General features: G+C 74.5%; 12 protein-coding genes. 4 read left to right on the forward strand and 8 right to left on the reverse strand.

Annotated elements, in window-relative coordinates; translation table 11 throughout:
• Nucleotides 1-50: 50 nt before the first annotated feature.
• Nucleotides 51-704, reverse strand: coding sequence for a response regulator transcription factor (locus tag L7D48_RS18190; RefSeq protein ID WP_237880515.1), 654 nt, complete (start codon nt 702-704; stop codon nt 51-53).
• A gap of 385 nt (nt 705-1,089) precedes the next feature.
• Between L7D48_RS18190 and L7D48_RS18195 the strand changes: the two genes are divergently transcribed.
• Nucleotides 1,090-1,266 (forward strand): hypothetical protein, encoded by a 177-nt coding sequence (locus L7D48_RS18195; protein WP_237880516.1) that lies wholly within the window; start codon nt 1,090-1,092, stop codon nt 1,264-1,266.
• A gap of 101 nt (nt 1,267-1,367) precedes the next feature.
• Here the strand turns inward: L7D48_RS18195 and L7D48_RS18200 are convergent, their stop codons facing one another.
• On the reverse strand, nt 1,368-2,168 hold the full coding sequence (locus L7D48_RS18200) for an inositol monophosphatase family protein (protein ID WP_237880525.1): 801 nt from the start codon (nt 2,166-2,168) through the stop codon (nt 1,368-1,370).
• A gap of 145 nt (nt 2,169-2,313) precedes the next feature.
• Nucleotides 2,314-3,426: a ferrochelatase gene (locus L7D48_RS18205; protein WP_237880517.1), complete on the reverse strand. Its 1,113-nt coding sequence runs from the start codon at nt 3,424-3,426 to the stop codon at nt 2,314-2,316.
• Nucleotides 3,427-3,569: 143 nt separating this feature from the next.
• Between L7D48_RS18205 and L7D48_RS18210 the strand changes: the two genes are divergently transcribed.
• Both L7D48_RS18210 and sepH read left to right on the forward strand, forming a co-directional pair.
• Nucleotides 3,570-4,913 (forward strand): D-arabinono-1,4-lactone oxidase, encoded by a 1,344-nt coding sequence (locus L7D48_RS18210; RefSeq protein ID WP_237880518.1) that lies wholly within the window; start codon nt 3,570-3,572, stop codon nt 4,911-4,913.
• A 474-nt stretch (nt 4,914-5,387) separates the two neighbouring features.
• Nucleotides 5,388-6,449: a septation protein SepH gene (gene sepH / locus L7D48_RS18215; RefSeq protein ID WP_237880519.1), complete on the forward strand. Its 1,062-nt coding sequence runs from the start codon at nt 5,388-5,390 to the stop codon at nt 6,447-6,449.
• Between the two features lie 56 nt (nt 6,450-6,505).
• On the opposite strand, the gene L7D48_RS18220 is transcribed toward sepH, so the two are convergent.
• Nucleotides 6,506-7,381, reverse strand: a complete 876-nt coding sequence (locus tag L7D48_RS18220; RefSeq protein ID WP_237880520.1) for a sulfurtransferase — start codon at nt 7,379-7,381, stop codon at nt 6,506-6,508.
• 249 nt (nt 7,382-7,630) lie between these two features.
• Between L7D48_RS18220 and L7D48_RS18225 the strand changes: the two genes are divergently transcribed.
• Nucleotides 7,631-8,452: a VOC family protein gene (locus L7D48_RS18225; protein ID WP_237880521.1), complete on the forward strand. Its 822-nt coding sequence runs from the start codon at nt 7,631-7,633 to the stop codon at nt 8,450-8,452.
• Between the two features lie 33 nt (nt 8,453-8,485).
• Here L7D48_RS18225 and L7D48_RS18230 read toward each other — a convergent pair whose 3' ends face one another.
• The 4 genes from L7D48_RS18230 to L7D48_RS18245 form a co-directional block, all read right to left on the reverse strand.
• On the reverse strand, nt 8,486-9,172 hold the full coding sequence (locus tag L7D48_RS18230; RefSeq protein ID WP_237880522.1) for a thymidine kinase: 687 nt from the start codon (nt 9,170-9,172) through the stop codon (nt 8,486-8,488).
• A gap of 102 nt (nt 9,173-9,274) precedes the next feature.
• Nucleotides 9,275-10,474 carry an alkaline phosphatase family protein gene (locus L7D48_RS18235; RefSeq protein ID WP_237880523.1) on the reverse strand — a complete coding sequence of 400 codons (1,200 nt, stop codon included), beginning with the start codon at nt 10,472-10,474 and terminating at the stop codon, nt 9,275-9,277.
• Complete coding sequence (locus tag L7D48_RS18240; protein ID WP_093851244.1) at nt 10,474-11,067, reverse strand: DUF5998 family protein; 594 nt, start codon at nt 11,065-11,067, stop codon at nt 10,474-10,476. The genes L7D48_RS18235 and L7D48_RS18240 overlap by 1 nt, the downstream gene beginning before the upstream one ends.
• Before the next feature lie 28 nt (nt 11,068-11,095).
• Nucleotides 11,096-12,542 (reverse strand): acetate--CoA ligase family protein (locus L7D48_RS18245; RefSeq protein WP_237880524.1); only part of this gene is annotated, 1,447 nt, incomplete at its 5' end.

The following is a 12,542-nucleotide window of genomic DNA, read 5'->3' on the forward strand; positions in this document are numbered from 1 at the left end:
GCTGGGGATGGGGGCCGGGGGTACCGGGCGTGCTGGGTGTCATGAGGGACTCAGATGCGGTATCCGGAGCCGGGCACGGTGACGATCACCGGCGGCTCGCCGAGCTTGCGGCGCAGGGTCATCACGGTGACCCGTACGACGTTGGTGAACGGGTCGGTGTTCTCGTCCCAGGCCTTCTCCAGGAGCTGCTCGGCGGAGACCACCGATCCCTCGCTCCGCATGAGCACCTCCAGCACCGCGAACTCCTTGGGGGCCAGCTGCACCTGCCGGCCGTCGCGGAAGACCTCGCGGCGGTTGGGGTCCAGCCGGATCCCGGCGCGCTCCAGCACCGGCGGCAGGGGCGCGGTGCTGCGGCGGCCGAGCGCCCGCACCCGGGCGGTCAGCTCGCTGAAGGCGAAGGGCTTGGGCAGGTAGTCGTCCGCGCCCAGCTCCAGGCCCTCCACCCGGTCGCTGACGTCGCCGGAGGCGGTGAGCATCAGCACCCGGGTCGGCAGGCCCAGCCGGATGATCTCGCGGCACACGTCGTCGCCGTGGACCAGCGGCAGGTCGCGGTCGAGCACCACCACGTCGTAGTCGTTGACCCCGACGCGCTCGAGGGCCGCTGCGCCGTCGTAGACCACGTCGACGGCCATGGCCTCCCGGCGCAGTCCGGTGGCCACGGCATCGGCGAGCAGCCGCTCGTCCTCGACGACGAGTACGCGCACGGGTGGTGTCCTTCCTTCGGCCGGCGGGGCTTCACGGGGCGGGAACCGTCCCGGCCGTTCGGGGGCGGCTCGGGAGCGGCACGGAGCCGGGCGGGGGTGCTTCCCGTCCTGTTCCATCATGTCCATCGTGCCCGCGACCTCAGTAAACGGGCCGTAAGGGACTTCCGTCGCAGCCGTTCACCGAATTTTCGTCCTTCTTGAGGTTTCTCTGAGGTTTGGGATGGGGAGGACGGCAGTACACCCGCGATCACGCCCTGTAGACGGCATGTCACGACCCCTCTTCCCAGCCCCGGAAGAGCCGTCGGCCGACCGCTCGGGGTACACACCGTGATCGTCCCACCCCCGGCACGCCCCGTGCCGACGACCCACGACGAGGGGGCGCACCATGGACGCGTTCACCGCAGGCATTCTGCAGCGCATACGGACCACGGAGTCCGACCTGATCCGCGCTCGTGAGTCGGGCGACGACTTCCTGGTGGACGTCGAGCAGGCCGAGCTCGAGGATCTGCGCCGTCTGGCCGCCGAGTACGGAGTGGAGATCGGCGCCACCACCGGCGCCTGACCGGCATCGCACGGCGGCGCCCCGGGAGGGAGAACCTCCCGGGGCGCCGCCGTGCGGGGCGCAGGAGGGGTCGGTGCCCCTCGTTCCCGGACCGGGTCCGTTCAGTCGTGCCAGGCGCCCAGTTCCTCCAGCAGCGGCTGGAGCGCGCCGAAGACCCCGGGCGAGGCGGCCACCGTCAGCTCGCCCGTCGGCGGGGAGCCGGGCCGCCCGCCGGTGAGGGCGCCCGCCTCGCGGGCGACCAGATCGCCCGCGGCGAAGTCCCAGGGATGCAGCCCGCGCTCGTAGAAGCCGTCCAGCCGCCCGCCGCCCACGTCGCACAGGTCGATGGCGGCCGAGCCGGAGCGGCGGATGTCGCGGACCTCCGGCAGCAGGCGGCGGGCCACCTCGGCCTGGGCCCCGCGGCGCTCGGCGACGTAGTTGAAACCGGTGCCGATCAGCGCCTGCCCCAGCGGCGGCGAGGGGCGGCAGCGCACACGCCTCCCGTTCAGCCAGGCACCCTCGCCCAGCACCGCGTGGTAGGTCTCGCCGCGCGGCGGGACGTGGACCACGCCGACGACCGTCTCGCCCCGGTGCTCGGCGGCGATCGAGACGGCCCAGGCGGGCTGCCCGTAGAGGTAGTTCACGGTGCCGTCGATCGGGTCGATCACCCAGCGCACCCCGCTGTCTCCCTCGCTGGAGGCCCCCTCCTCCCCCAGGAAGCCGTCATCGGGGCGGTGGTCGGTCAGGAAGCCGGTGATCAGCTTCTCGGAGGCGATGTCCATCTCGGTGACGACGTCGACGGGACTGCTCTTGGTCGCGGCCACCCCCAGGTCGGCGGGGCGCCCCTCGCTCAGCAGCGCGCCCGCCCGGCGGGCGGCCTCCAGCGCGAGGCCCAGAAGCTCCCTGTTGAGCGGGCCCGCCACGGCGGCGGTCGCACGGTCGGTCTCCGCTCCGGTTCCGGCAGGGCTGCCGGCGGCTGGCCCGGCGGAGCTTGCGGCGTCGGTCACGGCTCTCCTCGGCGGTGTGATGCGGGCATCGGACGGGTGTCGTACGGGCGCCGGGACGGCGTCACGCGTACGGGCTGTCGGCGCCCGCGGCGGCGGGCTTGGGCGTACGCGCCGGGCAGCAGCCCACCGGGCACACGTCGTGGCTGGGGCCCAGCGCGCCCAGCGCGCAGCGCTCGGGGTTCTCGCCGCGCTCGGCGGCGGCGCGCTCGGTCACCAGGTCGCGCACGGCCGCGGCGAAGCGCGGGTCGGCGCCGACGGTGGCCGACCGCACCGCCGGCAGGCCCAGCTCCTCGGCCTTGGCCATCGCCTCGGTGTCGAGGTCGTACAGGACCTCCATGTGGTCCGAGACGAAACCGATGGGGACCATCACCGCGGCCGGCGCACCCTGCCCGTGCAGCGCCTCCAGGTGGTCGCAGACGTCCGGCTCCAGCCAGGGGATGTGGGGGGCGCCGCTGCGGGACTGGTAGACCAGTTCCCAGGGCCTGTCCACCCCGGTCTCCTCGCGCACCGCGGCGGCGATCACCCGTGCCACGTCCAGGTGCTGGGCGACGTACGCGCCGCCGTCGGGCCCGGAGGTCTCGGACTGGGACAGGGGGATGGAGTGGGTGGTGAAGACCAGGTGGGCCCCGGCCCGGACGTCCCCGGGCAGCTCGGCGAGGGCGGCCAGCACCCCGTCGGTCATGGGGCGGACGAAGCCGGGGTGGTTGAAGTAGTGCCGCAGCTTGTCCACCCGCGGCACCCGCAGTCCCTCGGCCTCCAGGGTGGCCAGGGCCTCGGCGAGGTTCTCCCGGTACTGGCGGCAGCCGGAGTACGAGGCGTACGCGCTGGTGGCCAGCACCAGGATCCGGCGGCGGCCGTCGGCCACCATCTCGCGCAGGGTGTCGGTCAGGTACGGCGCCCAGTTCCGGTTGCCCCAGTAGACGGGCAGGTCCAGTCCGTTCGCCGCGAAGTCCTCGCGCAGGGCCGCGAGCAGCTCGCGGTTCTGGGCGTTGATCGGGCTGACCCCGCCGAACAGGTAGTAGTGCTGCCCGACCTCCTCCAGCCGCTCCTTCGGAATGCCTCTTCCGCGGGTGACGTTCTCCAGGAACGGCACCACGTCGTCGGGACCCTCCGGTCCTCCGAAGGACAGCAGCAGCAGGGCGTCGTAGGGGCGGGCGTCAGTTGCGTCGGACATGTCTCGATCCTGCCATCCGGCTCCGGCGCCCACCGCCCGGACCCGCGGGGGTCCGGGAGAGGGCCCGCGTGAGTATGATCCCCCTCCGACCGGCGGGGCCACCGTCCGCGCGGTACGCCAGTCATGGGGAGGGGCCGTCAGCGATGACCACGCACACAGCACGGCGCGCGGGGCGGCCCGCGCCGCCGACGTGGCGCAACTGGGCGGGCAACGCCACCGCCCGTCCGCTGCGGACCTCGGCCCCCTCCACCACCGAGGCGCTCGCCGAGGTGGTGCGCCGCGCCGCCGAGGACGGGCTGACGGTCAAGGCCGCCGGCACCGGGCACTCCTTCACACCCGTGGCCGTCACCGAGGGGGTGCTGATACGCCCCGACCGCCTCACCGGCATCCGCCGGATCGACCGCGAGGCGGGCACGGTGACGGTGGCCGCCGGGACGCCGCTGAAGCACCTCAACGAGGCGCTGGCCGCCGAGGGGCTGTCCCTGACCAACATGGGCGACATCATGGAGCAGACCGTCTCCGGCGCGGTCGGCACCGGCACCCACGGCACCGGCCGCGACTCCGGCTCGCTCGCCGCCCAGATCCGCGCTCTGGAGATGGTCCTGGCCGACGGATCGGTCCTGCGGTGCTCGGGGGGCGAGGGCGGCGAGAACGGGGACGTCTTCGCGGCGGCCCGCATCGGCCTGGGGGCGCTGGGAGTGATCACCGAGATCACCTTCGCCGTGGAGCCGCTGTTCCTGCTGACCGCGCGCGAGGAGCCCATGCGCCTGGAGGCGGTGCTGGAGGACTTCGACCATCTGGTGCGCGGCAACGAGCACTTCGAGTTCTACTGGTTCCCGCACACCGACCGCTGCGTCACCAAGCGCAACAACCGCAGCGACGGCCCGGCCGACCCGCTGCCGCGCCTGGGCGGCTGGCTGGAGGACGAGCTGCTGTCCAACGGCGTCTTCCAGGCCGCCTGCTCGGTGGGCCGGGCCTTCCCCGCCGCCGTTCCCGGCATCGCGCGGATCGCCGGCCGCGCCCTGTCGGCCCGTACCTACACCGACATCCCCTACAAGGTGTTCACCTCCCCGCGCCGGGTGCGCTTCGTGGAGATGGAGTACGCCCTTCCGCGGGAGGCCGCGGTGGAGGCGCTGCGCGAACTGCGTGCGGTGGTCGACCGTTCGGGACTGCGGGTGAACTTCCCCGTCGAGGTGCGCGTCGCGCCCGCCGACGACATCACGCTGTCCACGGCCTCGGGGCGCGACACCGCCTACATCGCGGTGCACGTGTACCGGGGGACCCCGCACGAGCGGTACTTCACGGCCGCCGAGCAGATCATGGTCGCGCACGGCGGGCGCCCCCACTGGGGGAAGCTGCACAGCCGCGACGCCGCGTACCTGGCCGGGGTCTACCCGCGCTTCGCGGAGTTCACCGCGCTGCGCGACCGCCTCGACCCGGACCGGGTGTTCGGCAACGACCACCTTCGGCGGGTGCTGGGCGACTGAGCCGGGCACCGGTCCACCGCTGTCCGGTCCACCGCCGTGAGTCCGCTGCCGTCAGCCCGCCGCCCCGCCCGTCCCCCTACCGGGCCGGGTCGCACGTATCTTCCTCCGTGCGCCCCGTCAGGCGGTTTCCGGCCAGGGTGGTGGTTCCGTTTCGGCGGATTCCGTGAAGATCCACACCTTCGATGCCGTCTTTTTGCGACCCGCGCGGTGTTCAACTCCCCCGCACTGTGAGAACTTGGGCGGCGTGCCGATCCAACGGTGTGGCCCCAATGGAGTAGTGTGGCGAGCCCTGACCCCGGCTCCGGTCAGCCGGTACCACGGACAGTCACCGATCCGGTCACTTTCCGTGGTCAACAGGCAACCGTGCCACAGTGGCGGATCAGGGCGCGGGCCCGACACGCCGGGCAGGTCGGCAAGGTTGTGGCAGGCTGCGCCCGGGCACGCCACACTCGTCCAACGGGAGCAGCGACGCACGTGACGTCGGCAGGCACCACCCGGGAGGTTCCCATGCCCGAACTGCGTGTCGTGGCCGTCAGCAACGACGGCACACGGCTGGTGCTCAAGGCTGCCGACAACACGGAGTACACACTCCCGATCGACGAGCGGCTGCGAGCCGCCGTCCGCAACGACCGCGCCCGGCTCGGCCAGATCGAGATCGAGGTCGAGAGCCATCTGCGTCCCCGCGACATCCAGGCGCGCATACGGGCCGGAGCCACTGCCGAGGAGGTCGCCCAGCTCGCCGGCATCCCCGTGGACCGCGTACGGCGGTTCGAGGGGCCGGTGCTCGCCGAGCGCGCGTTCATGGCCGAGCGGGCCCGCAAGACACCGGTGCGTCGCCCCGGCGAGAGCACCGGCCCGCAGCTCGGCGAGGCCGTGGCCGAGCGGCTGATGCTGCGCGGTGCCGACAAGGACACGGTGCAGTGGGACTCCTGGCGCCGGGACGACGGCACCTGGGAGGTGCTGCTCGTCTACCGGGTGGCCGGCGAGCCGCACTCGGCGAGCTGGACGTACGACCCGCCGCGGCGGCTGGTGCAGGCCGTGGACGACGAGGCGCGGGCGCTGATCGGCGAGAGCGACGACACCCCCGAGCCGAGCTTTCCGTTCGTGCCGCGCATCGCGCGGCTGCCGCGTGACCGCTTCGACCGGACGGAGCGTTCCGACGCCTCCGAGTCCGAGCCCTCGGAGGCCGCGGGCCAGGACGGGGTCGGCGAGCGGGACTCACTGACCAGTCTGCTGGAGGCGGTGCCCAGCTTCCGGGGCGATCTGGTGGTGCCGGAGCAGTCCTCCTCGCCCGACGGCGCACCGGAGGACGAGGCCGAGGAGCCGGAGGCGGTGGAGCCGCCCGCTCCCGCGGCCAGCGCGGGGGCGGCCTACGCCGATGTGCTCATGCCGCGCTCGGTGGCGGGCCACCGCGACCGGCTCACGGGCAGCACCGACCGCCAGGCCGAGGCGGACGGCGTCCGCCCGGGCCGCCGCGCCGCGGTCCCCAGTTGGGACGAGATCGTCTTCGGCACGCGCCGCAAGAAGCAGGAGTAGGCCAGGGGCGGCGGGGCCGGGCCCCGCCGCCCCTGGCGTGTGCGCCGGTCCGCTCCTCAGCCCGGCTCGGGGCCCGTGGCCACCGGGCGGGAGGGGTCGGCGGACCACTGCGACCAGGAGCCCGGATACAGCGCGGCGTCGATGCCCGCGACCGCCAGGGCCAGGACCTCGTGGGCCGCGGAGACCCCCGAACCGCAGTAGACGCCGACCTCGGTGTCCGCGTCGATGCCCAGCGCGGCGAAGCGGGCGGCCAGTTCGGCGGCGGGCCGGAAGGCGCCGGGGGCGCTTCCGGAAGCGCCCCCGGAGACGCTTTCGGCGGTGTTCTCGGTGGTGGGCGCCGACACCGCGCCCGGGATGTGCCCGGCGACGCGGTCGATCGGCTCGACCTCGCCGCGGTAGCGCTCGCCCGAGCGGGCGTCGAGCAGCACCCCGGTGCGGGCCAGGGCCGCCGCGCCGTCGGCGTCGAGCACGGGAAGCGAACCCGGCCGGGGTGTGAAGTCGCCCTCGGGCGGCCGCGGCGCCTCCCCCGTCAGCGGGCCCTCCCAGGCCGCGAGGCCGCCGTCCAGCACCCGTACGTCCTCGTGGCCGGCCCAGCGCAGCAGCCACCAGGCACGGGCCGCGGCCCATCCCCGGCCGCCGTCGTAGACCACCACCGGATGCCCCTGGCGGACCCCGGCCCGGCGCATGGCCGCCCCGAACACCTGCGGGTCCGGGAGTGGGTGACGGCCCGTCCCCTCCCCCACCGGGCCGGCCAGTTCGGTCTCCAGGTCGACGTACACGGCTCCGGGCAGGTGCGCCGCCTCGTATTCCGGTCGCCGGGAGGGGCCGGTCAGCTCCCAGCGGACATCGAGCAGCGTGGGCGGGGTATGCGGTGGGGAAGGCGAACCGGTGAGTTCGCGCGCGAGTTGGGTAGGGGAGACGATGACTGCCATGGCCGTATCTTCGCGCGGCCGTTCCCGTATGTCCTCGCCACCGCCCGGCGCGGCCCGCCCGTGTCGGCGTGCACGGCGGGGACTTGGGCGGGATGTCCGCCATCCTCCCCGAGGACCGTCTCGTCCTCTTCCCGGGCGGGACGGCCCCGTGCGCGGCATGGGCGCCGAATGAGACCATGGCCACCGACAGTGCATGGAAGATCACCGGACGACCGCATCGACGACGGTCCCGAGGAGAGAAGTGAACAGATGACCGAGGCAGTGGCACGACACGCTCCGGGCACCCCCTCCTGGCTGAGTCTGCTGGCCCACGACCCGGCGGCGAGCCGGGAGTTCTACCACGAGTTGTTCGGCTGGGAATACCGGCAGGGCCCGGGGCCGGGGTCGGCCGACCCGCACTTCCGCGCACTTCTCGACGGGAACGAGGTCGCGTGCATCGGCCAGATGCCGCGGGGACGGCAGTGCCTGCCCGCCTGGCTGCCGTATCTGTCCGCCGACGACGCCGACAAGGCCGCGGAGCTGGTCAGGCTGTGCGGCGGTACGGTCGGAGTGGGGCCGCTGGACATGGAGGGGACGATGCGCGTGGCGATCGCGGCGGACCCGGCCGGGGCCTCCTTCGGGATACGGCAGACGGACACCCGGCCCGGGGCCCGTATGGGCGGCGGTCCGGGCACGGTGGTGTGGAACGAGCTGATCACCCACCGGGCGTCGGCGGTCGAGAAGTTCTACCAGACGGTGTTCGGTCTGGAGGCCGAGCCCGCCGGGGGGCACCCGGGGGCGGGCGGTGCCGGCGGCGCGGACGCGGAGCCGGAGCGCCTCACCCTGACGGCGCACGGCCGGATCGTCGGCGGCGTCCACGGCGTCGGTGACGGACTGCCGCACGACCGCGGCTCGCACTGGCTGATGTACGTCGAGGTGGCCGACACCGACGCGGCGGCGCGCCGGGTGACCGAGCTGGGCGGGCGCGTCCTGCTGCCGCCGCACGACACGCCGTACGGGCGGACGGCGCGGGTCGCCGACCGCGAGGGCGCCCCCTTCGCGGTGATCCACACGGGCCGCCGGGGCTCGTGAGGGCTTTCGCGGGAAGCGCCCCGTGAGGGGTGCTCAGCCGCGGTGCAGGGCGGGGGCGTCCGCACCGTCCACGGGCAGTACGTCCGGGGACAGCGCCCCCGCCCGGGCCGCGGCCGCGGTGAGCCGGCGCCGGTGGTGGCGGCGGCACAGCACCTCGTAACCGACGTCCTCCCCCGCGGGGCTCTGCGCGCCGGCGACGTCCCCGACGACGACCTGGGCGCCCTCGACGACCATCCGGCCGCCGACCGTGCGGGCGTTGTGGGTGGCGCGCGCGCCGCACCAGCACAGCGCCTCGACCTGGAGGGACTCGATCCGGTCGGCCAGCTCGATCAGCCGCTGCGAGCCCGGGAAGAGCCTGGTGCGGAAGTCGGTGGTGATGCCGAAGGCGAAGACGTCGATGCCCAGATCGTCGACGACGCAGGCGAGTTGGTCGACCTGCCCGGGTTCGAGGAACTGCGCCTCGTCCGCGATCACGTAGTCGGTGCGCCCGCCGGATGTCAGGTGCCGCACCAGATGGGCGTGGAAGTCGAAGCCCTCGCCCGCCTCCACCGCCTCGGTGACCAGACCGAGCCTTGAGGAGAGCCGGCCCTCCCCCGCCCGGTCGTTGCGTGTGAAGATCATCCCCGACAGTCCCCGCGCCGAGCGGTTGTGCTGGATCTGGAGCGCGAGGGTGCTCTTCCCGCAGTCCATCGTTCCGGCGAAGAAGACCAGTTCGGGCATGGGGAGGCGGAACCTTTCGGCGGTCGGCGGTCGGCGGTCGACGTGGGGGGCGCGGGCAGTGCGCGGCTGCGGGCGGATCCGGCGGGATGCGGCGGCGCCGGGCTATGTGCGGACTTCCAGCAGGGGGACCAGTTGCTCGGCGGGCGTCATCGAGCCGTGCATGCCGATCAGTTCGGACTCGTTGGGCTCGGTCTCGGTGGCGACGACGGCGGCCGTGTCGCTCATCGCGGCCACCACGTCGCCGATCCGGCCGCGCACCCGGTCGTCGACCTCCGGCCCGAACCAGCCCAGCTCGATCGCCTCGTCCCGGGTGGCCACCCACGCCCGGTCCGCCAGGACCTCGCGCCAGACGGCGTGGACGTCCCCGGCCGCGCCGGGCACGGCGTACAGATGGCGGGCCCGGCCCTCGCCCCCCAGCCGCGCGACGCCCGCGCGCAGCTCCCAGTCGTGGTCGAAGTCGTAGCGGGCGTCCGGATCCCGCGGGATGTCCACCATGCCGTGGTCGGCGGTGATGTAGAGCGCGGAGCGCGGCGGGAGCTGCTCGGCCAGGCGCTGGGCGAGGCGGTCGACGTACATCAGCTGGCCGCGCCAGGCGTCGGAGTCCACGCCGTGGCGGTGGCCGCTGCCGTCGAGTTCGGCGTAGTACGTGTAGACCAGCGAGCGGCCGGCCGAGCCCAGCCGCTCGGCGGCCAGGTCCATGCGGTCCTCGGCCGACAGCCGGCCCAGGAAGGAGCCTCCCGACAGGGCGATCTTCGTGAGCGGGGTGTGCTCGAAGTGCGGGGCGGTGACCTGGCAGGTGGCGACGCCCGCGGCGTCGGCGAGCCGGAAGACGGTGGGGTACGGCTGCCACTGGTACGGGTCGGTCCACGGCTGCCAGCGCAGCTGGTTCATCAGTTCGCCGGTGGCCGGGTCGAGCACGGTGTAGCCGGGCAGTCCGTGGGCGCCGGGCACCTGGCCGGTACCCACGGAGGCGAGCGAGGTGGCGGTGGTGGAGGGGAAGCCCGCGGTGAGGGGCTGTCCGGTGCCGCCGCGGGAGGTGGCCAGCAGGGAGGCCAGGAAGGGGGCCTCGCCGGGATGGGCGGCCAGCAGCTCCCAGCCCATGCCGTCCACCAGGAAGACGCACACCCGGTCGGCGGGCTCCAGTTCCAGGCCCGAGGAGAGTCCGGGCACGCCCTGTCCGGCGGCGACGGCGGGCAGCAGATCGGCCAGCGAGGCGTCACCGTAGCGCGGTACGGGAGCGGTACGCGGGTCCAGGGGAGCCGGATCGTGGGCGGCCGGGCCGTACGGGAGGGGCTGGACCATCAGCGGGCGCCGGCGGTCGCCGCGGTGGCCTCGGACAGCGCCTGCGCGAAGGTGAGCGCCTGGCGGACGGTGTCCGGTCCGTCGCCCGCCTCGCTGACGCGCAGCGAGAGGTCGTCGGCGGTCAGGGAGCCCGTGTAGCCGTGGTCGGCCTCGCAGTTGGGGTCGCCGCAGTTGGCGGGCTCCATGTCGAGGCGGGAGACGGCGCCCCAGCCGATGGTGAGGACGACCTCGCGCGGCAGGGTGCCGGGGGTGTACGACTCGGGGTTGGCGACGACGCGGCTGAGGACGACCGAGGAGATCCGCTCCAGCTTCACCGATTCGGTGGAGGTGGTGGCGTACGGCGAGGGGGAGGTGCCGTCGGCGGGCTGCTCGTCGGTGTGGCTGACGATGAACCGGGTGTCGGTGAGCACCAGCACCGTGACGTGGCGGCGGACCTCGTTGGAGTCGAAGGTCGTCTCCTGGTGGACCACGTACGAGGAGACGGGCTCGCCGCCCACGGCGGACTCGACCGCCTCGGCCACGAGAGCCGGGTAGTAGCCGCTGCGCTCGATGGCCGCGCGCAGCCCCTGGGTCGTCGTACCGGTCTTCGCCATGCGGCCCATCCTACGGGGACCGGGCGGGTCAGTACGCGGGCAGGCGGCGGGGGCCGAGGTCGGCCCAGGCGGGGTGGGCCGTGCCGAAGGGCGCGGGCGGCTCGGCGACGCGGACGGCCGCGTCCAGGACGGTCAGCCCGCGGGCGGCGACGACCACCGGTTCCAGGTCGACGGAGACGACCTCGGGATGGTCCTCGACCAGCCGGGAGACGCGCAGCAGCAGTTCCTCCAGGGCACCCGTGTCCACCGGCTGGGCGCCGCGCCAGCCGAACAGCACGGGCGCGGAACGGATGGAGCGGACCAGTTCGGCCGCGTCCCGGTCGGTGACGGGGACGAGCCGGTGGGCGACGTCGCCCAGCAGTTCCGAGGGCGGGCCGGCCAGTCCGAAGGAGAGCACCGCGCCGATGGCGGGGTCGACGGTGGCCTTCACCGCGGTGTCCACGCCGCGGGGCGCCATGGCCTGGATGACGGGCCGCAGCTCGGCGGGATCGCCCAGCTGTTCGGTCATCCTGGCGTAGGCGCGCCGCAGGCCGGCCTCGCTGCCGATGTCCAGCCGTACGCCTCCCAGGTCGGGGCGGTGGCGCAGATGGGGGGCGGTGGTCTTCAGGGCCACGGGGTAGCCCAGCCTCTTCGCGGCGGCGCGGGCCGCGCGGGCGTCGGGCGCGGGCAGGACGGGCTGCACCGACACGCCGTAGTGGCCCAGCAGCTCGGCCGCCTCCCCGCCGCTCAGGGGGGTGCTGCGGAGCGTTCCGCGGTCCGGCTCGCGCACCCGGGTCAGCAGGGCGGCGGCGGCCGCCTCGTCGATGTCGTCGTACTCGGGCACCCGGCCGGGTTCGGCCGCCTCCCGCCGCCACTGCGCGTAGCGGGCCGCCTCCGACAGGGCGCCCACGGCGCGCTCGGGGGCGGGGTAGGCGGGCAGGCGGTGCTCGGCGAGGGCGGCGTCCAGGCCCTCGATGGCCAGATGGACCACGACCACCGGCTTGGCCGGGGCGCTCGCGGCTTCCGCGCCGCCGCGGTCGCCGTCCTGGTCACCGCCCTCGCCGCCGCCCTCGCCGCCGGCCGGCTCGCGCAGCCCCCGGGACAGCGCCTCGGCCAGCAGGGTCGCGTCCCCCGGGCCGTGGCTGCCGTCCACCCAGGGGATGGCGGTGACCACGACGGCGTCGGTGGCCGGGTCGGCGAGGGTGGCGGCCAGGGCCCGCCGGAAGTCCTCGGGGCCGGCCTCGGTGGTCAGGTCGGTGACGGGCTGCGGGCGCAGGCCCCGGGCCAGGCAGGCGTCGTAGGTGAGCAGACACAGCGACTCGGCGTTGCCCAGGATGCCCACCCGCGGGCCGGCGGGCAGCGGCTGGGTGGCCAGCAGCACCCCGGCGTCGACGAGTTCGGTGACGGTGTCGACGCGGATGACCCCTGCCTGCCGCAGCAGCGAGGAGACCGTGGCGTCGGGGGTGCGGCCGGCCGGGACGGCGTGGCCGGGGGGC

Origin of the sequence: Streptomyces sp. ICN903, from assembly GCF_022015835.1 — a bacterium.
In the GTDB taxonomy this organism is placed as follows: Bacteria; Actinomycetota; Actinomycetes; order Streptomycetales; family Streptomycetaceae; genus Streptomyces; species Streptomyces fenghuangensis.

What these genes read in the sequence shown, in the direction of transcription:
- L7D48_RS18195 (WP_237880516.1), top strand. Translation starts at nt 1,090, where the DNA reads ATGGACGCGTTCACCGCAGGCATTCTGCAGCGCATACGGACCACGGAG.
- L7D48_RS18205 (WP_237880517.1), bottom strand. Translation starts at nt 3,426, where the DNA reads ATGTCCGACGCAACTGACGCCCGCCCCTACGACGCCCTGCTGCTGCTG.
- L7D48_RS18210 (WP_237880518.1), top strand. Translation starts at nt 3,570, where the DNA reads ATGACCACGCACACAGCACGGCGCGCGGGGCGGCCCGCGCCGCCGACG.
- L7D48_RS18220 (WP_237880520.1), bottom strand. Translation starts at nt 7,381, where the DNA reads ATGGCAGTCATCGTCTCCCCTACCCAACTCGCGCGCGAACTCACCGGT.
- L7D48_RS18225 (WP_237880521.1), top strand. Translation starts at nt 7,631, where the DNA reads ATGACCGAGGCAGTGGCACGACACGCTCCGGGCACCCCCTCCTGGCTG.
- L7D48_RS18230 (WP_237880522.1), bottom strand. Translation starts at nt 9,172, where the DNA reads ATGCCCGAACTGGTCTTCTTCGCCGGAACGATGGACTGCGGGAAGAGC.
- L7D48_RS18235 (WP_237880523.1), bottom strand. Translation starts at nt 10,474, where the DNA reads ATGGTCCAGCCCCTCCCGTACGGCCCGGCCGCCCACGATCCGGCTCCC.
- L7D48_RS18240 (WP_093851244.1), bottom strand. Translation starts at nt 11,067, where the DNA reads ATGGCGAAGACCGGTACGACGACCCAGGGGCTGCGCGCGGCCATCGAG.